This window comes from Microbacterium foliorum, from assembly GCF_006385575.1.
Taxonomy (GTDB): Bacteria; Actinomycetota; Actinomycetes; order Actinomycetales; family Microbacteriaceae; genus Microbacterium; species Microbacterium foliorum_B.
Map to the genome: position 1 here is coordinate 1,934,429 of NZ_CP041040.1, position 18,269 is coordinate 1,952,697.

18 protein-coding genes are annotated in these 18,269 nt (G+C 68.1%); 6 read left to right on the forward strand and 12 right to left on the reverse strand.

All coding sequences use genetic code 11. The features are described 5' to 3' along the window. Positions 1–53 precede the first annotated feature (53 nt). The 3 genes from FIV50_RS09245 to dut are packed head-to-tail and all read right to left on the reverse strand — an operon-like array spanning position 54 to position 1,838. Positions 54–788: a DUF3159 domain-containing protein gene (locus tag FIV50_RS09245; protein ID WP_140037185.1), complete on the reverse strand. Its 735-nt coding sequence runs from the start codon at positions 786–788 to the stop codon at positions 54–56. Further along, positions 785–1,372 carry a DUF3710 domain-containing protein gene (locus FIV50_RS09250; RefSeq protein WP_140037186.1) on the reverse strand — a complete coding sequence of 196 codons (588 nt, stop codon included), beginning with the start codon at positions 1,370–1,372 and terminating at the stop codon, positions 785–787. Before FIV50_RS09250 ends, FIV50_RS09245 begins: the two co-directional genes overlap by 4 nt. Next, positions 1,365–1,838, reverse strand: coding sequence for a dUTP diphosphatase (gene dut / locus FIV50_RS09255; protein ID WP_140037187.1), 474 nt, complete (start codon positions 1,836–1,838; stop codon positions 1,365–1,367). The genes FIV50_RS09250 and dut overlap by 8 nt, the downstream gene beginning before the upstream one ends. A gap of 12 nt (positions 1,839–1,850) precedes the next feature. Here dut and FIV50_RS09260 point away from each other — a divergent pair, with 12 nt between their 5' ends. Next, complete coding sequence (locus tag FIV50_RS09260; RefSeq protein ID WP_140037188.1) at positions 1,851–2,315, forward strand: DUF3093 domain-containing protein; 465 nt, start codon at positions 1,851–1,853, stop codon at positions 2,313–2,315. Between the two features lie 69 nt (positions 2,316–2,384). Here the strand turns inward: FIV50_RS09260 and FIV50_RS09265 are convergent, their stop codons facing one another. Then, positions 2,385–2,678 carry a DUF4193 domain-containing protein gene (locus FIV50_RS09265; RefSeq protein WP_042540214.1) on the reverse strand — a complete coding sequence of 98 codons (294 nt, stop codon included), beginning with the start codon at positions 2,676–2,678 and terminating at the stop codon, positions 2,385–2,387. Between the two features lie 196 nt (positions 2,679–2,874). Here FIV50_RS09265 and sepH point away from each other — a divergent pair, with 196 nt between their 5' ends. Continuing rightward, a complete protein-coding gene (gene sepH / locus FIV50_RS09270) occupies positions 2,875–3,909 on the forward strand; it encodes a septation protein SepH (protein ID WP_140037189.1) in 1,035 nt (344 codons plus the stop codon). A gap of 15 nt (positions 3,910–3,924) precedes the next feature. Here sepH and FIV50_RS09275 read toward each other — a convergent pair whose 3' ends face one another. Beyond that, on the reverse strand, positions 3,925–5,046 hold the full coding sequence (locus FIV50_RS09275) for an alkaline phosphatase family protein (protein ID WP_258184199.1): 1,122 nt from the start codon (positions 5,044–5,046) through the stop codon (positions 3,925–3,927). A 59-nt stretch (positions 5,047–5,105) separates the two neighbouring features. Here FIV50_RS09275 and FIV50_RS09280 point away from each other — a divergent pair, with 59 nt between their 5' ends. Next, the gene (locus FIV50_RS09280; RefSeq protein ID WP_140037190.1) at positions 5,106–7,547 is read left to right on the forward strand and encodes a DNA gyrase/topoisomerase IV subunit A; all 2,442 of its coding nucleotides are present in this window, start codon (positions 5,106–5,108) and stop codon (positions 7,545–7,547) included. Between the two features lie 56 nt (positions 7,548–7,603). On the opposite strand, the gene FIV50_RS09285 is transcribed toward FIV50_RS09280, so the two are convergent. The 4 genes from FIV50_RS09285 to FIV50_RS09300 all read right to left on the reverse strand — a co-directional run bounded on the left by FIV50_RS09285 (position 7,604) and on the right by FIV50_RS09300 (position 11,608). Beyond that, the gene (locus FIV50_RS09285; protein WP_181164186.1) at positions 7,604–8,443 is read right to left on the reverse strand and encodes a 3-oxoacyl-ACP synthase III family protein; all 840 of its coding nucleotides are present in this window, start codon (positions 8,441–8,443) and stop codon (positions 7,604–7,606) included. Positions 8,444–8,532: 89 nt separating this feature from the next. Continuing rightward, positions 8,533–9,825, reverse strand: coding sequence for a F390 synthetase-related protein (locus FIV50_RS09290; RefSeq protein WP_140037192.1), 1,293 nt, complete (start codon positions 9,823–9,825; stop codon positions 8,533–8,535). Continuing rightward, positions 9,825–10,622 carry an MBL fold metallo-hydrolase gene (locus FIV50_RS09295; protein ID WP_140037193.1) on the reverse strand — a complete coding sequence of 266 codons (798 nt, stop codon included), beginning with the start codon at positions 10,620–10,622 and terminating at the stop codon, positions 9,825–9,827. Before FIV50_RS09295 ends, FIV50_RS09290 begins: the two co-directional genes overlap by 1 nt. Further along, complete coding sequence (locus FIV50_RS09300) at positions 10,619–11,608, reverse strand: NAD-dependent epimerase/dehydratase family protein (RefSeq protein ID WP_140037194.1); 990 nt, start codon at positions 11,606–11,608, stop codon at positions 10,619–10,621. Before FIV50_RS09300 ends, FIV50_RS09295 begins: the two co-directional genes overlap by 4 nt. Positions 11,609–11,640: 32 nt before the next feature. Between FIV50_RS09300 and FIV50_RS09305 the strand changes: the two genes are divergently transcribed. Next, entirely contained in the window at positions 11,641–12,858 is a 1,218-nt protein-coding gene (locus FIV50_RS09305) for a glycosyltransferase (protein WP_140037195.1), read from the forward strand. Between the two features lie 3 nt (positions 12,859–12,861). Here FIV50_RS09305 and FIV50_RS09310 read toward each other — a convergent pair whose 3' ends face one another. Continuing rightward, a complete protein-coding gene (locus FIV50_RS09310; protein ID WP_140037196.1) occupies positions 12,862–14,964 on the reverse strand; it encodes a DNA gyrase/topoisomerase IV subunit B in 2,103 nt (700 codons plus the stop codon). A 182-nt stretch (positions 14,965–15,146) separates the two neighbouring features. On the opposite strand from FIV50_RS09310, the gene FIV50_RS09315 reads away from it, so the two are divergent. Continuing rightward, a complete protein-coding gene (locus FIV50_RS09315) occupies positions 15,147–15,359 on the forward strand; it encodes a DUF7455 domain-containing protein (RefSeq protein WP_042540282.1) in 213 nt (70 codons plus the stop codon). Between the two features lie 54 nt (positions 15,360–15,413). On the opposite strand, the gene FIV50_RS09320 is transcribed toward FIV50_RS09315, so the two are convergent. Both FIV50_RS09320 and FIV50_RS09325 read right to left on the reverse strand, forming a co-directional pair. Then, complete coding sequence (locus FIV50_RS09320; protein ID WP_140037197.1) at positions 15,414–16,454, reverse strand: alanine racemase; 1,041 nt, start codon at positions 16,452–16,454, stop codon at positions 15,414–15,416. After that, a complete protein-coding gene (locus tag FIV50_RS09325) occupies positions 16,451–17,158 on the reverse strand; it encodes an alanine racemase (protein ID WP_258184200.1) in 708 nt (235 codons plus the stop codon). The genes FIV50_RS09320 and FIV50_RS09325 overlap by 4 nt, the downstream gene beginning before the upstream one ends. Positions 17,159–17,237: 79 nt before the next feature. Here FIV50_RS09325 and FIV50_RS09330 point away from each other — a divergent pair, with 79 nt between their 5' ends. Continuing rightward, a complete protein-coding gene (locus FIV50_RS09330; protein ID WP_140037198.1) occupies positions 17,238–18,254 on the forward strand; it encodes a sugar-transfer associated ATP-grasp domain-containing protein in 1,017 nt (338 codons plus the stop codon). Positions 18,255–18,269 lie beyond the last annotated feature (15 nt).

The window sequence follows — 18,269 nt, forward strand, 5'->3', positions numbered from 1 at the left end:
GCTCGACCTCCGGGCGAAAGCCTGCAATTTATCTTGATGTCAAGATAAATCTATCACGACCGCCGCGTCGTGTCGGCATCGGCGGGGCGCGGATACAGCGCACGCACGACGAGCCAGGTGACCGCGATCAGCGGAGCGAACAGCGGCAGCCCCATGATGAGCTTCAGCGTGCCGAGCGCCGTGACGTCCCCGGCCAGGTACAGCGGCAGCTGCACGGCGAGACGAGCGAAGAACAGAGCAGCCCAGGCGATCCCGAGCCACAGGAACGCGCGGCGCTTTCGGCGGTCACGCCTCCACGCGGTGCCCTCTCCCATGAGGAAGCCGACGGCGAGACCGATCAGCGACCAGCCGATCAGGGCCGAGACGAGCATGCCGGTGCCGTAGACGGCGTTGGTGATGAGCCCGGGGACGAAGTTGTCCTCGCCTCGCCCGGTCCACAGCGCGAGGGCAGCGGCCGCCGCCGCGGCCACGAGGCCTCCGATGGCAGCTGACGGCGGCGACTTCTGGATCAGCCTGACGACGGTGAACACCGCCGCGAGTCCGACCGACACTCCCAGCGGCAGGATCAGAGGTTCCGGGCGGATCGTGAAGAGGATGACGAACGCGAGGCTCGGCAGCACCGATTCGAGGATGCCGCGCCATCCGCCCATCGCGGACCACACCACCTTGTGCGTCGCGTCGCTCTCGGTCGGGTCGAGACCCGCGCGTCGCGCTGCGCCGCCGAGCGCGGCCCCGACGATGTCGGATGCACTCTGCTCGCGCTCGGGATCGGGAGCCGGGGTGGTCACGCGGAGCCGGGAGTCGCGGGCATCTTCAGCGGGATCAGGTCGCGCGGAGGCATCGGAGCTCCACCGCGGACGACCACGATCGACCGGAAGAGATCCTCCACCTTGGCTGCGGCCTCAAGATCCGACGCCGCAGCTCCGCCGATGACGCCACGAAGGAACCATCGAGGACCGTCGATGCCGATGAACCGGGCGAGCCGAAGCCCCGAGCCCTCGTTGGCAGCCGCGGGGACTTCGGCGAGCAGCTCCTTGCCGAGGGGCCCCTCGCGCTCCTCGACCCGACCGCCCTGGGTGCGGACCTGATCGCGCAGCTGCACGCGGGTCTCGTCCCACAGTCCGCCGGATCGCGGCGCTGCGAACGGCTGCACCTGGAGAGAGGAATCGGCGTAGTCGAGTCCGACGGCGACGATGCGCTTGGACTGCTCCTCGACCTCGAGTCGGAGGTTCAGTCCCTCGCGCGGCAGGATCTTGATGCCGCCGAGGTCGATGTACGGACGAACCGGGTTCGCCTCGGAGTCGTCGAAGGGACCCTGCGTCGCCCGGTCGTCCGGTGCCGACTTCGAGGGTGTCGCGTTGTTGTCAGTCATTGATCTGTCCTGCCGAAGATGAATGGAGTCCTGCCTGGTAGCCGGTCGAGCCGAAGCCGCCCTCGCCGCGGACGCTGTCCGGCAGCTCCTCGACCGGGATGAAGACGGCACGGGTCACGGGCATCACGATCAGCTGCGCGATGCGATCGCCGACGGCGACATCGTACGCCGTGTGGATGTCGGTGTTGATCAGACTCACCTTGATCTCACCGCGGTATCCGGCATCCACCGTCCCCGGCGAGTTCACGATCGAGATCCCGTGCTTGGCCGCGAGACCGCTGCGGGGAACGACGAACGCCGCGTAGCCCTCGGGAAGCGCGATGCGCACGCCGGTCGCGACGAGTGCCCGCTCCCCCGGTGCCAGATGAACGGCCTCGGCTGCCACCAGATCGGCTCCGGCATCGCCGGGGTGGGCGTAGCCGGGCACGACAGAGGCGATAATGGGGACATCAACGGATTCAGTCACCCCCCGAGGCTAATGCAGAACATCGCTCCTGACACGCGGACCCGCTACCGCGAGAGACTGTCCCCCAGCCTGTGGCTGCTGGTGACGGTCGCTCTGGCGGGCCCCATGGTGGCGCTCATCTTCGTGCCCATCGGCTCGACCGTCGCCCTGATCGTCGGGGCCGCCGTCTCGGCTGTGCTCGTGGTCGCCTTCATCGGCCTCGCCCCGGTCGTATCGGTCGACGGCGACGTGCTTCGTGCCGGTCGAGCGCACATCGAGGTCCGACACCTCGGCACGCCCAGAGCGCTGGGCGCCGAAGAGGCGCGCCAGGCGCGGGGACCCGGCCTGCCGGCACGAGGCTGGCATCTCATCCGCGGTGGTGTCGACGGTGTCGTCGTCGTTGCGAACGACGACCCTGACGACCCCGTGGACACCTGGACCATCTCGACGCGCACTCCCGATCGACTGGCCGCCGCGATCATCGCGGCACAGAGCTGACCCGACCACAAGACGACGCGCCCCTGACCGTGAGGTCGGGGGCGCGTGGGATCTTGTTCTCAGGTGCGCTCAGGCAGCGCACTCCTTGCAGATGGGGCCGGAAGCGCCCTCGTGATCGAGCTGCGAACGGTGCTTCACGAGGAAGCAGTTCATGCAGGTGAACTCGTCCTGCTGCGCGGGCAGCACGACGACATCAAGTTCGAGGTCGGAAAGATCGGCTCCAGGGAGATCGAAGCTGGACGGGTTGTCCGCGTCTTCATCGCCTGAGGAGCCGGAGAGCTTGTCCGGCACACGCTCCTTGAGGGCTTCGATCGACTCGGAGTCGTCTTCACTCTTGCGGGGAGCGTCGTAGTCGGTTGCCATGTGGTGAATCTCCACTTTCATGCGAGTGGGTGGTGCGCCGTCGGGGTAATCGGCGGCCATAGTTTGCATGACCGCGGAGGAATAAGCAAATGCCCGCGGCTGCGACAGACCAAACTCACGGCACGCCCAGAGTATTCCCGGTTCTGAGCGGCCTCGCGTGACACCATGAACGCACACCCATCAGAGGGGCATTCGCATGGAAAACGTCACCATCGTCGGCACAGAAGCAGGACTGCTCGTACTCGCGACCGAGTCGGGCGAGCGTTTCGCGCTGCCCATCGACGACGTCCTGCACCGCGAGATCCGGCGGGCGACGCGACAGAGCGAGCCCACCGCCCAGCGGCTCGCCGCGAGTCCGCGCGACATCCAGGCGCAGATCCGAGCCGGCCTCACGGCTCCCGAGGTCGCCGCACTCCTCGGCATCGGCGTCGACGACGTCATCCGCTTCGAAGGACCGGTTCTCGCCGAGCGCGAACACGTCATCGGCCAGGCCCTCGCCGTGCCGGTACTGATCGGCAGCGACGTGGAGCCCGACGCTCAGCCCACTTTCGGCACCGCGATCCGCGCGAAGCTGGCAGAGGTCGAGGCCTCAGCCGAGCGCTGGGCGAGCTGGAAGGACGACACCGGCTGGATCATCAAGCTCGAGTTCACCGCCAACGAGGTCGAGCACGACGCTCGGTGGAGCTTCGACCCCCGACGCAGCGCACTGGCGCCGCTCAACGCCGACGCCACCCAGCTGTCACGCCAGGGTTCGCTGCCCGACGGTCTCATCCCGCGCTTGCGCGCCGTCGAGGCCGAACGGCAGGCATCGCCCTACAAGGACGACAGCCGCTTCGACTCCGGCGCGTTCGGCCCCCGTCTGCTCCCGGCACCCGAGGCTGATGACGATGACAGCATCGCGCCCGAGCGATCGGCGGCCGCTGTGCAGGATGCAGCCATCAAGCGTGCACCCGAGTCGGCGACGACGAGCCCGGAGACCGCCGACCTGCTCGAGGCGCTGCGACGTCGGCGGGGTCAGCGCGAGACCGCGCCGATCCTCGACCACGCAGACGACGGCGACACGGACCAGAATCCGATCGCGTTGTTCGACGCCTTCGAGAACGACCAGCCCGACGACGACGAGCCGAAGGCCGCACCCGAGCCGTCGAACGAGGGCAACGGCCGTCGCCGCCGCCGCAACGCGATGCCGTCATGGGACGAGATTGTGTTCGGAGCACGCACCGACGAATAGGGCGGGTGCCGGCGGTCAGCGGGCGAAGGCGCCGAACCTGAGCAGCGGGACCTGACGCTCTTCCGGAGTCAGACCACCGTGCTGGCCGATCATCCCTCGACTGCGTTGATCTGCCGCGGTGCCGTCGTAGAGCGCCCCGTTGCCCCTGGCCACGACGAGGACGTCGCCGATCCGCGACGCTGCAGCCTGTGTCACCTCAGGGCCGAAGAATCCGGATGCGATCGTCTGCTCCCGGGTGCCGACGTCGGCGAGGCCGTCGAGGTCGCGGCGCCACCGCTCAGCGACCTCCGCCGCATCGGCGTCCGGTTCGACGTACACGTGCAGCATCCGGGGTTCTCCGCCGATGTGCCGCACCCCGACGAGATGCTCGGCTTCGAGCACGATCTGCCGATGCGCCGGCACATCGAGCATGCCGTGGTCCGAGGTCACGAGAACGCCGACGCCGGGCGGCACGCGTCGAGACAGCGCGGCATCGATCTCTTCGAGCGCTGACACCCAGTGCACAGAGTCGAGGCCATACCTGTGCCCGGCCTTGTCGGCTTCAGGCAGATAGCAGTAGATCAGTGAACCCGGGTGGCGCTCGGCGAGGTCGTAGGCCACCTCGACGCGCTCTGCGGGCGTCTGCGCGGCGACGAAGTCGGCCCCGCGCAGCGTGGCTCGGGTGAACCCGCTCGCCGCGTAGGCGGCGACGCCCACGGCATAGGTCGGACGCCCCTCTGCACGGGCGCGTTCGAAGACGGTCGGAGCAGCCTGCCAGGTCGCCGGATCCAGCCCTTCCGACTCCCAGCCGGTGAGCTGGTTGACCAGGATGCCCCGCGCGGGATCAAGAACCCGGTAGCCGACCAATCCGTGCTGCCCCGGCCACACCCCGGTGAGGATGCTCGTGAGGGCGGCTGCGGTGGTCGATGGGAAGACCGAGTGCGCGACATCCTTCTTCGCCATCCCGGACGTGAGCGCCCTGGCGTGGCCCGCGTGGGCGCGCAGGCTGATGGCGCCGAGGCCGTCGATGAGCACGAGAACGACGGACTCGGCCCGCGGCAGGCTCGCCGATTCGCCGCGCAGAGCGGCGAACACGTCGTCCGCCACCCCGACGACGCTGCGGGCTGCGAGCGACTCGGACGGTAGAATGAGGGACATCCGAGCCAGTCTGACACAGGCTCCCGTACGCCCTCAGCCTCGCACCATTCAGGATGCCCATGCCGAAGACCCCGCCTGCCGAGCTCGCCCCCGAGCGAATCCAGGACATCGATCTCGAAACAGAGATGCAGAGCTCGTTCCTCGAATACGCCTACTCGGTGATCTACTCGCGGGCTCTGCCCGACGCTCGCGACGGCCTGAAGCCCGTGCAGCGTCGCATTCTCTATCAGATGGCCGAGATGGGGCTCCGCCCCGACCGCGGTCACGTCAAGAGCGCCCGAGTCGTGGGCGAGGTCATGGGAAAGCTGCACCCGCACGGCGACTCGGCGATCTACGACGCCCTCGTGCGCCTCGCGCAGGAATGGGCTCTGCGTGTGCCGCTGATCGACGGCCACGGCAACTTCGGCTCGCTCGACGACGGACCCGCAGCCGCTCGCTACACCGAGGCACGACTGGCCTCCCCCGCGATGGCTCTCACCGAGAACCTCGACGAGGACGTCGTCGACTTCATCCCGAACTACGACGGTCAGTTCCAGCAGCCCTCCGTGCTCCCCGCCGCGTTCCCGAACCTCCTGGTCAACGGCGCGAGCGGCATCGCGGTCGGCATGGCGACCAACATGGCCCCGCACAACCTGATCGAGGTCGTCGCCGCAGCCACCCATCTGCTCGAGAACCCCGACGCCACCACCGAAGAGCTCATGGAGTTCGTGCCCGGCCCCGACTTCCCGTCGGGCGGCATCCTGATGGGTCTGGACGGCGTCAGAGACGCGTACGCCACCGGACGCGGCGCCCTGAAGGTGCGCGGCAAGGTATCGGTCGAGCCGCTCGGACCGCGGCGCACCGGCATCATCGTGTCCGAGCTGCCCTACATGGTCGGCCCCGAGCGACTGATCGAGAAGATCCGTGACGCTGTGCAGTCCAAGAAGCTGCAGGGCATCAGCGACGTGACTGATCTCACCGACCGCAACCACGGGCTGCGCGTCGCGATCGGCATCAAGACCGGCTTCGACCCCAACGCCGTGCTCGAGCAGCTCTACCGGCTCACCCCACTCGAGGACTCGTTCAGCATCAACAACGTCGCCCTGGTCGACGGGCAGCCGCGCACGCTCGGACTCAAGGAGATGCTGCGCGTCTACGTCGCGCACCGCCTCGAGGTCATCACCCGTCGCAGTCGATATCGCCTCGCCCGCCGGGAAGAGCGTCTGCACCTGGTGGAGGGTCTGCTCATCGCGATCCTCGACATCGACGAGGTCATCCAGGTCATCCGCTCGTCCGACGACTCCGAGCAGGCACGCGCGCGCCTGCGCTCGGTGTTCGATCTCAGCGAGCTTCAGGCCGAGTACATCCTCGAGCTGCGCCTGCGACGCCTGACGAAGTTCTCGCGCATCGAGCTCGAGACCGAGCGCGACGCCCTGCTCGCCGAGATCGCCAAGCTGCGCGAGCTGCTCGGGAGTGACGTGCTGCTTCGAGCGGTGGTCGCCCAAGAGCTGGATGCCGCGGCCGACGCATACGGCACCCCTCGCCGCACACTGCTGATGAACGCCGCGCCCCCGAAGCCGCGCGCCACGAAGGGCGCGGTCGACCTGCAGATCGCCGATGCTCCGACCGTGCTCGTGCTGTCGACAACGGGCCGTGCCGTGCGGGTCGACCTCGCCGAGGGCCAGGAGCTGACGCTTCCGGCGCGACGAAGCAAGCACGACGCGATCCTGACGACGGTCGAGACGACGGTTCGCGCCGAGATCGGTGCGCTGACCACTGAGGGCCGGGTGCTGCGTTTCTCCCCCGTGGATCTGCCGTCCGTGCCGTCATCCTCCGTACAGCTCGCCGCGGGCGCCCCACTGCGCGACTATGTCGGCATCACCACCCGCGGAGAGCGGATCCTCGGTTTCGTGCGCTTCGACAGCGAGGTCCCGATCGCCCTGGGCACGGCGCAGGGAACGGTCAAGCGCATCGTCCCGTCGACGCTGCCCGTGCGTCCCGATCTGGAGGTCATCGGCATGAAGCCCGGCGACACCGTCGTCGGGGCAGTCGAAGCTCAGGACGACGCGGATCTCGTGTTCGTGACCACTGATGCGCAGCTGCTGCGGTTCTCCGCATCCGCCGTGCGACCCCAGGGCGCTCCCGCCGGTGGAATGGCCGGCATCAAGCTGGGCTCCGGATCATCCGTGCTGTTCTTCGGCGCGGTGACGCCCGATGCGGATGCGGTCGTCGCCACCGTCTCGGGGTCCGACAGCATCCTGCCCGGCACCGAGCCGGGTCGCGCCAAGGTCACGCCCTTCTCGGAGTACCCGTCGAAGGGTCGAGCAACCGGCGGAGTGCGCGCGCACTCGTTCCTGAAGGGCGAGGACCGTCTGACGGTCGCCTGGGTCGGGCCGAGCCCCGCGCAGGCAGTCGACCCGACGGGTGCGGTGCGCAAGCTCCCCGAACCCGGCGCACGACGCGACGCATCCGGACAGCCGATCGACGGAGTGATCGGGAGCATCGGCCGCACCCTGGTCTGAGAGCTCGAGAGGGTTCAGCCTCCCTCTGCGGCGCCTGACCCGGGGGCGGTGCCGGCTCAAAGCCGGAGCGCGAGAACGTTGGCCGTGAGGCCCGCTGCAGTGCCACACAGGATCACGGTGTCTCCGGCCCCGACTCGGCCGCTCTCGAGCGCGCGGGCGAGCATGAACGGCACGGACGACGAGACCATGTTGCCGAACTCCCGCACCTCGTCGACCCGGCGTTCGACCGGGATTCCGAGGCGGTCGAGCATCGGCCCGAGCGCCGCCGAGGCCTGGTGGGGCACCCAGAGCGCGACCTCGTCGTACGAGACGCCTGACGACCGATGGAACGTGTCGAAGAACTCGGGAAGCACGCGCATCATCCCCAGCAGCGCCCGTCTCCCGTTCATGTCGAAGAGGTAGTCGGCGGGGTCTCCGGCGGCATAGGCCTGCGCGGGCGATCCCGACAGTCCTCCCCTGATCTCGGTGTCGTGCGCATACGCGGGCCACGTGCGCTGAGCGCTGGCGATCACTCCCCGGTCGGCGTCGGCGGAGCGGCGCAGCACGACCGCCGCGCCGGCATCGCTGAAGAGTTCGAAGCTCTCCCGCTGCTCCGGGTTGAGGAACCGGGTTCCGACGTCGCCCGCGAACACGAGGATCGTCTCGTGGTCACCGGCATCGAGGTACCGCGAGGCGATGTCGAGAGCCGTGATGAAGCTCGTGCAGGTCGAGTTCACGTCGAAGGCCGCCGCGTGCCCGGTGAGCGTGAGCCTCTCCAGCACGAGTGCGGCCGTGCACGGGATCGGCTGGATCCCCGCGGCCGATGCCCCGAGCACGAGGTCGACGTCGTTCGCCGTGATGTCCGCGTGCGCGAGTGCCCGCTCGCACGCCTCCGCCAGCATGTCGAGATGAGACACGTCGTCATCGATGCGATATCGCGTCTCCTCCCCGAATCGGACCACGCGCGAAGGCAGAGACGTCCCCCAGCCCACGATCTCGCAGTTCCTCACCATCTCCGGTCCCCCCATTCCTGCACCACGCGCCGTAGCTTCACAGACCCGTCGCGCACATAGTCGATGAAAGTGATCTCCGGTCGCTCGCAGCCCAGCCGGTCGGCCAGCGCATGCACCTCGTCTTCGACGAGACGCCGAGATCGATCGTCGAGGGTGTCGAGCGCGATCTGCAGCCGCGACTCGCCGATCTGGGTGATGCGATACTCGTCGAAGCCGTCGGCGAAAAGCAGCGCGCGCGTGATCACATCGGCGAAGACGGGGAGATCGCGGCCGTCGAGCGACCGGAAGAGCAGCGTGTCGCCCTCTCGTCCCTCGATGCGCTCGATAGCCGTGAGCGCGCTGCCGCAGGGGCATGGACTCGTCCGCTCGCGCAGCACATCGCCGAGCCGATACCGCACGATCGGCTGCGCACGGCGGCGCAGGTCCGTCACGATCGGCGTGAACCGCTCGGCATCCAGCGCCTCGCGCTCGACCAGGATGTTGTCCTCGTTCAGATGGATCACGCCGTGCTCGCAGGTGTGCGCGAGGAAGCCCTCGGTGCACTGGTAGAGCTGGTGCAAAACGGGTTGACCGAGCGAGGCCGTGATGCGCTGCTCGTCGGAGATCTCGAGCACCTCGGCCACCGAGTACACGCGCTGCGGCACGACGTCGAACCCGCCAGCATCGGCCGCACTCGCGATCAGCCTCAGCACCGACGGCGGAGCGACGAGGATCGTCGGTCGGTACTCCCGCAGCCGGGCGATGTTGTCGTCCATATCGGCGTACACGTCGAAGTAGCGGAAGGAGACCGTTCGCGAGCCGACCGACTCATACAGCGTGTTGTCGGCGCGGAGGAACAGCGCTATCCGGTGTCCGAAGAGCATGCCCCGAGGCAGAGTGCGGGCGAGCACGGTTCCCACCCAGGCATCGCGCTCGGCGCTGCTCACCACGAAGAGTCCGCGGTGGCCGCTGGTGCCGCTCGACAGCCCGACCGAGTTCGAGCCCAGGTCAGCGTCGAAGTCTCGGGAGCGCTCGTTCGCGATCGCCAGTGCGAGCGCCTCGTCCTTCCCGACGCCGACCGTGTTGATCTGGTCGAAGCGACTCATCATGACGCTTTTATCCATGAGCGGCAGATCCGAGAACGAGCGCGTCGCCAGGAGGTCGCGGAAGTAGGGCGACCGCCATCGCAGGAACCTCAGGTGAGAGCGCAGCAGACGCCGCTGACGCCGCTCGATCGCAGCCCGAGTGCGCAACGGACGGAACCACCGCACCGCGACGAACTCGCGCAGGATCCGCAGCTTCGACATCAGCTCAACAGCTCCTTCGCCTCGAGCGGGTCATGACTGCAGACCACGCGGATGCCGGACGCGGCGATCTCGCTGAGACTCCGTGCCGTGGCGGCGTAGAGATCCGCATCGTGCTGGACGGCGCGGGGCAGGGCTCTCAGATTCCCGGAGGCGTGGACCAGATCGCTCCCCCACGCCGCATCGCCCGCGAGCAGCACGCGGCCATCGATCAGCGCGCCGAGGTGCCCGTCGGCATGGCCGGGCAGATCGACGACGAGGTACGAGCCGTCGCCGAGAAGATCGTGAGCGCGCAGTGCGGTGCCGCCGACCTCGACGGTGGAGAACGCCTCGTCGTCGAGCACGAGCCGCTCTGCATACGGGAACCAGGTCGGGAACAGGCCGGTGAGCACCCCTGCGCGCAGACGTGGGGCCGACAGCGTCCGCTCGTGTCCCGCGCTCAGCACGAAGGTGGCATGCGGGAAGCGACGGACTCCCCCGACGTGGTCCGGATGCAGGTGAGACAGCACGACATGCGAGACGGATGCCGGGTCGACGCCGTCTGCGCGAAGGCGGGCGGCCACGTCGTCGGTGTCGCGGACATCCGGCGGAAGCAGACGGCGGTAGACGGCACCGCGCCAGCCGGTGTGCCACTCGCCCGTCGCGTAGCCGGTGTCGAACAGCACGCGCCGGCCGCCCGCGGCGTCGTACAGGAACACGCCGGAGGGGAACTCGCGGACACCATGCGGTGCTCCGCGGAACATCGCGCCGACGTCATGCGAGGTGCTGCCGCAGACGTAGTGGCGGAGGCGACCGGTCACGCGTTCTCCCTCAGGTGCGCCGCCACTCCGGCCAGTGCGTCATCGAGCGACACCTCGGGTCGGTATCCCAGCTCCGTCTTCGCGCGCGTGATGTCGAGTGTCTGCGAGTACGCGATCGTGCTGAGCGTGTACCGGGTGAGCGGTGGCTCCGGCCGCCACGGCAGCAGTGAGGAGACCGTCTCCAGCGAGGATGCCAGGGCCCAGGCCGCCCGCCGATTCATCGGGCGGAATCGCGGGATCTCCCCCATCCGCTCGAGCAGGATCGTGAGCAGCTCGCGGAATCGCCGCGGGTCGTCGTTGGTGATGTTGTACACCCCGCCCGCGGCGTCGCCCCGGGTCAACGCGAGCCTCAGCGACGAGGCCACGTTCTCGACCGCCGTGACGTCGATGAGGTTCTCCCCGCCGTCGAACACCGGCACGCCGATGCGCGCGTGAACGTCGAGGAGACGGGGCACGAGGCTCGGATCGCCCACACCGATCAGGCCGCGAGGACGCACGATCACGAGCTCCGAGATCGTCCCGCTGTCCAGCGCTTCGAACAGCAGATCCTCTGCGGCGATCTTCGAGCGGATGTACCCGTTCAGCCGATTGGAGCGGTCGACCTCGGATTCTCGGATGTCGATGCGGTCCCGAGGAGCGGCGTACACGCTGGGCGACGACACATGCACGAAACGGCGCACTCGGTTGCGACGGGCGAACTCGACGACATGACCGGTGCCGTCGACGTTCGCCTCGCGGAAGTGCCTCCAGTGCCCCCAGGGCGTCGACAGCGCAGCGCAGTGGATCACGGCGTCCACCGGGAGGTCCCGCGTGCGGAGCGAAGCCAGATCACCGAGCACGCGGTGTCCGTCATCAGCGACCCGCACGAGTGCCTGCTCGTTGCGACCGGCGGCGAACACCTCGTATCCGTGTCTCTGCAGCTCGGGCACGACGTAGCCGCCGAGGAACCCGCTCGCCCCCGTCACCAGCACACGGGCTCCGGACATGCTCATCACGATAGTCGTCCTATTGTGGTCGAGTGCGCATCGCCATGGTCACCGACTACTACCTGCCCACGCTCGGCGGCGTGCAGACCGTCATCAAGGCGCACCGAGAGGCACTCGAGCATGCCGGACACGGGGTCTTCGTGTTCGCGCCCCTGGCCGAGTCCGGTGATGACCCGCACGTCGTGCGCCTTCCGACCGCTCGTGGCTTCGCGCCGGACGGGTACCCTTTCGCCTGGCCCCCCGCAGCGGTCGCGACGGCGCTCACCGACGGCCTGCGCTCGCGCGGCGTCGAGCTCGTCCACGTGCACACCGAGATGTTCGCGGCGCTGGGCGGTTTCCAGGCGGCGAAGACTCTGGGCCTGCCGGTAGTGCAGACCATGCACGGGCGCATCGATGTCTACACCCGCTCCGTGCTGCCGCTGCCCTCGACCACCACGGCGCTGCTTGCCGGCATGCACCGCCGCCGCATGAGCCACGACGGCGTGACTGTCGACAGCAGCGCGCCGTATGCGACGACGCGAGCGGCCCGGCGCATGTGGCGACTCATGGTCAGCCAGGCGAACCACGCCGATCAGGTCATCGTGCCCTCAGCCCACTTCGCGGCGAAGCTCTCGGCTCAGGGTGTGCGAACGCCGCTCACCGTGCTCTCGAATGGCCTGGAGGCGACGGTGCTCGACGAGGTCGGCACTCCCCCGCCGCGCACCCTCGACCCCGGAGAGCCGCTTCGTGTCGTGTGGTGCGGCAGGCTCTCTCCCGAGAAGCGTCCTGAGGTCTTCGTCGACGCGGTGAGGCAGATCTCCGGCATCCGAGCCGAGATGTTCGGCGACGGTGTGGCCAGACGTCGCGTCGCCGCGGCATCAGCCGGCATGCCGCCCGGCCGACTCACGGTGCACGGCGGCGTCGCCCAGTCACGCGTGCTCGAGGCGATGCGCGATGCTCACGTCCTGGTGTCGAGTTCTCTCGACTTCGACAACCAGCCGATGGTGATCCTCGAGGGGATCGCCGCCGGTCTGCCGGTGATCGTCACGGATCCCGACCTCGTCGAGATGCTGCCCGAGGGCGGTGGTGTCATCACCCGCACACCGGATGCCGAGGGCCTTGCGGCCGCGATCCGAGAGTTGCGCGACGATCCGGCACGGATCACACGGATGAGCGCAGCCGCGATCGCTCATCGCGAGAGAGTCGCTCAGGACACTCACCGCGACGCCCTGCTGGACGTGTACCGAGCTGCTCTCGCTCTGCAGCGCTGACGATCAGGCGTCGATCGATTCGCGCGACAGACGGTCGGACGAATCGATGATGAACTCGCGCCGGGGTGCGACCTCGTTGCCCATCAGCAGCTCGAATACCCGACCGGCGGCCTCGGCATCCTCCATGCGCACGCGGCGCAGCAGGCGTCCGCCACGCTCCATCGTGGTGTTGGCGAGCTGCTCCGCATCCATCTCACCGAGCCCCTTGTAGCGCTGGATCGGCTCGTGCCACCGCTTGCCCGATTTGCGGAGCTTTGCGAGCAGCGCGTGCATCTCCTGCTCGCTGTAGGTGTAGATCGTCTCGTTGGGCTTGGAACCCGGGTTCATCACGATCACACGGTGCAGCGGAGGCACAGCGGCGAACACACGACCGTGCTCGATGAGCGGACGCATGTACCGGTAGAAGAGCGTGAGCAGCAGCGTGCGGATGTGCGCGCCGTCGACATCGGCGTCGCTCATCAGGATCACCTTGCCGTACCGTGCGGCGTCGATGTCGAAGCTGCGCCCGGAGCCCGCGCCGATCACCTGGATGATCGAGGCGCACTCGGCGTTGGAGAGCATGTCGCCCACCGACGCCTTCTGCACGTTGAGAATCTTGCCGCGGATCGGCAGCAGCGCCTGGAACTCGCTGTTGCGCGCGTTCTTGGCGGTGCCGAGAGCAGAGTCACCCTCGACGATGAACAGCTCGCTGCGATCGACCTCGTTGGTGCGGCAGTCGACGAGCTTGGTCGGCAGTGTCGACGACTCGAGGGCGTTCTTGCGCCGCTGGGTCTCTTTGTGGGCTCGAGCGGATACTCGAGCCTTCATCTCGGCGACGACCTTGTCGAGCAGCTGCGTCGCCTGGCTCTTGTCGTCGCGCTTGGTCGAGCTGAACCGGGCAGCGAGATCCTTGCGCAGCACCTGCGCGACGATCTGACGCACGGCCGGTGTGCCGAGGATCTCCTTCGTCTGGCCCTCGAACTGCGGTTCGGGAACATTCACGGTGAGCACCGCGGTGAGTCCGGCGAGGACGTCGTCCTTCTCGAGCTTGTCGTTGCTGCCGACCTTCAGCCGGCGGGCGTTCTGATCGACCTGAGCTCTGAGCACCTTGAGCAGCTCCTGCTCGAAGCCCTGGTTGTGCGTGCCGCCCTTGGGCGTGGCGATGATGTTCACGAACGAACGGGTCGTCGTGTCGTAGCCGGTGCCCCACCGCATCGCGATGTCGACAGCGCAGACCCGCTCGACCTCGGTCGCGATCATGTGACCGTCGGCCTGCAGAACCGGGACGGTCTCCTTGAAGGTTCCTTCGCCCTGGATGCGCCAGGTGTCGGTGACGGGTGCATCGTTCGCGAGGTACTCGACGAACTCCGAGATTCCTCCGTCGTAGCGGTAGGAGGTCTCGGTGGGCTGCCCCTCGACCTCCGAGACGTTGGCCGCGCGCTCATCGCGGATCACGAGCTCCAGCCCGGGCACGAGGAAGGCCGTCTGACGCGCACGGGTCACCAGGTCGTTGAGCTGGAACGCGGCGTCCTTGGTGAAGATCTGGTGGTCCGCCCAGTAGCGGATGCGGGTGCCGCTCGTGCCTCGGGGTGCCTTGCCGACCACCCGCAGCTCGCTCTTGTCCTGGAACGGCGTGAACGGGGCGTCCGGCCGCTTCTCCCCCTTGTCGGCGAAGAGTCCTGGCTCGCCGCGGTGGAACGACATGGCGTAGGTCTTGCCGCCTCGGTCGACCTCGACGTCGAGTCGTTCAGAGAGGGCGTTGACCACAGACGCGCCGACACCGTGCAGACCGCCGGATGCCGCGTACGACCCACCGCCGAACTTGCCGCCGGCATGCAGCTTGGTGAAGACGACCTCGACGCCGGTGAGGCCGGTGCGGGGCTCGACGTCGACGGGGATGCCTCGGCCACGGTCGTGCACCTCGACGCTGCCGTCCTCGTGCAGGATGATGTCGATCTTCGAACCGTTGCCCGCGACGGCCTCGTCGACGGCGTTGTCGATGATCTCCCAGAGGCAGTGCATCAGGCCCGGCGATCCGTTCGAACCGATGTACATACCGGGACGCTTGCGGACGGCCTCGAGCCCTTCGAGCACCTGGAGATGATGGGCGGAATACTCGGCGGTCACAATCTCCGAGTCTATTCGCGATGCCCTTGATCGAGCCGCAGACACTCCCCGCGAACGCCCAGGACGGGTGCTGCGCGTACGCGCTGAGCGAAACACGCCGCAAACCGGGCATGCGTACAGCGTCAGCGTGGTTGTATTGAACACGCCCAACCAGCGAACCCGACACTCAAGGAGGCACCATGATGAACGCAACGACCGAACGTGAGACCTCCGCCGTCGAGTTCCGCCTGACCGCCATGGATCGCTGTGATTCCTGTGGCGCTCAGGCCTACATCGCCGCCGAGGTCAACGGCTCCGAACTCCTCTTCTGCGCACACCACGGGCGCAAGTACGAAGAGAAGCTCCGCAGCATCGCAACGAGCTGGCACGACGAGACCGCTCGCCTGATCGACTGATCAGCTGCGGTTCGATCCGCCTCGGAGCCCGTCATCTGACGGGCTCCGCTTTCGTTAAGGCGTGCTCACCCGTCGGACGCGAGCGGTGAGCCGGGTCAGGATCTCCTCGCCGACGGTGTCGATGCGCTCGGCGAGGCTCGTCGTGCTCGACTCGCCGTGCTCGCCTGCGCCGAAGATCCAGACCGAGTCACCGAGCTGCATGCCGGGCCACCCCTCGACCACCGAAGTCGTCGCGTCGATGCGTAGAAGTTCGCGCGCCCCCGCGGGCGTGCCGACTCGGGCCCCTGCCAGCGTCGACGGAATGCCGTCGAATGCGCCGATGCCCACCACGGCGTTCCCGTCGACGATGTCGACGACCGTCGCGGTGAGCTCCGCCACCGGTGTCACGCCCACGAGATCAGGGCCATCAGCCGAGCGGACGCCGTAGCAGAACGCTCCGATCCGTGACACCGAGCCGCGAAGCTCAGGGCGCCACCAGGACGCGGCGGATGCAGTCAGGTGCAGTGCCTCGGGAGTCGTGCCCGACTGCTCCGCCACGCGCACGGCATCGAGGAACAGGTTCTGAGCCTCGTCGTCCTCACCATCGCTCGCCTCGGCGAGATGGCTCCAGATGCCCACGAGCTGCAGATGCCCTGCGGCCTCACCTTCGCGCACGTCGTCGATGGTGCGGTCCCACTCATCCGGAAGCAGACCGTTGCGATGCAGCCCGGTGTCGATCTTCAGGTGGATCCGCGCCCGCACTCCCAATCGCTCCGCCACGGCCGTGATGCGCGCCAGGTACTCCGCCGAGCCGACTCCCAGGTCGATGCGTGCGCGCAGCGCCTCGTCGACCTCGTCATCGGTCGAGGTGGCCCAGGCGAAGATCCGCCCGGTGTCCCTCAGCACGCGCCTGGTCTCGACCCCGCTACGGACGTCGTACGCTCCGTACCACTCGACGCCCATTCCCTTCGCGGCCTCCACGGCCCAGCGCAGACCGTGGCCGTAGGCGTCGTCCTTGAGCACGATCATCAGCTCCGACGGAGCGATGCGATCGCGCACTGCGCGGATGTTCGATCGGAAACGGTCTGTGTCGACGCGCAGCTCCGGACGGCTCATGCCTCCCACCCCCGCTCCGCATGGAAGCCCGCGACGGTGACGAGTTCGGCGATCGTGAGCCCTGTCACCGCCTCCCACCTGGCGAGGCCGGGAGCGGCAGGTCCGTGTCCTCCGAAGTACGTGGCGTCGGCTCCGGGGGCGACTCCGGCTGACCCCTGCAGATCGATCACGCAGACGTCCATCGCGACACGCCCGATGATCGGACGCTGCACTCCCTCGATCTCGAGATGGGCGGCATTGCCCAGAGCGCGAACGATCCCCTGCGCGTATCCGCCGGTCACCAGTGCGGCGGTCGTATCGCGCGTAGCTCGATGCGTATAGCCGTACGAGACGGCGTCTCCGGCTGCGAGCGGCTTGGTCGAGAGCACCCTGCCCACCAGACGCATCACCGGCCTCGTCCGCAGCGTTCCGTCAGAGTCAGGCAGTCCGTAGAGCAGGGACGGATCGATGTCGGCAGCGCCGTCCGTCACCGCGTCGATCCCCTCCAACGCCAGCGCCTCCGCCTCTGCCGTGCAGTCCACCCGCACGGCAGCCGCGCCGGCCGCGACGACGGCGTGCGCGACAGCGAACAGGCCGTGGCCCCAGGCATCCCGGCGAAGGTCGGCCACGCTGCCCCCGGCATCGACCGCTGCAGCCGATGCGGCGGCCAGCGCCGACCGCGAGATCATCGCGCGCGGACGGGAGCTCGATGTCTTCTCACACACGTTTCCAGCCTAGCTCCGCCTTCTCAGGATGCTCTGCGCACCCACCGTAGACTGGAGGCGACCCCGACCTTGGAGATCCATGTCACGCTTTTCCCTCGCGCCCCGCGTCCGCTATCTGCTGGCGCGTGCCCGCCGCATCGACGTCGCCTCGGTCATCGAGAGGGCCAAAGAGGCGTCGTCCCAGCATGGCAAGGCCGTGCCGCTCGTGGTCGTCGACATGCTGTGGTCTGCCGGCCGTCACAACGTCGGGTTCCAGGACTACATCGACTACGACTTCGCGATCCTCAACAGGGCGGAGCGCGACACCTTCATGACCCACCCGGTGTCGAACGAGATCTCCCAGAAGTACGACCACCCGGACTACCGTCACCTCTTCCATGACAAAGCGGAGTTCAACGCCGTCTTCGACGCCTTCCTCAAGCGCGAGTGGATGCTCATCACCGACGGCAACGCAGACGAGCTGCGCGACTTCACCGAGCGCCAGGGCACGATCGTCGTCAAGGAGACCCACGGCCAGGCCGGCACCGGTGTGCACCGCTACCACGCCGCCGACGTCACCGATTGGGACGCGTTCCACGCCGAGCTCCTCTCGAAGAAGCAGGTGCTCGTCGAAGAGGTCATCCGCCAGCACGCCGACCTCGCAGCCGTCTGCCCCGGCACCGTCAACACCACGCGCATCACCGCCTTCTTCGACGGCGAGAAGACGCACATCCTCGCGATGGCGCAGAAGTTCGGGCGCGGTGCGGTGAGCGACCAGATGAGCTTCGGCGGCTTCTACACGATGCTCGACGAGAACGGTCACTCTGTCGGCTCCGGGTACGACTCGCACAGCCACGTGCACGTCACGCACCCGGACTCCGGCTTCCCGATCGCCGATTTCCAGCTGCCGATGATGGATGAGGTCCGCGAGTTCGTGGATCAGGTCGCTCGCGTCGTGCCGCAGATCCAGTACGTCGGCTGGGATGTCGTCGTCACCCCCGACGGTCCCGTTCTGGTCGAGGGCAACTGGGGTGCGGGCGTGTACGAGAACAAGCCGAGCGTCACCGGGATCCGCACCGGACACAAGCCGCGCTACCAGGCCGCGATCGGTTTCTGACCCCGCGCAAGACAC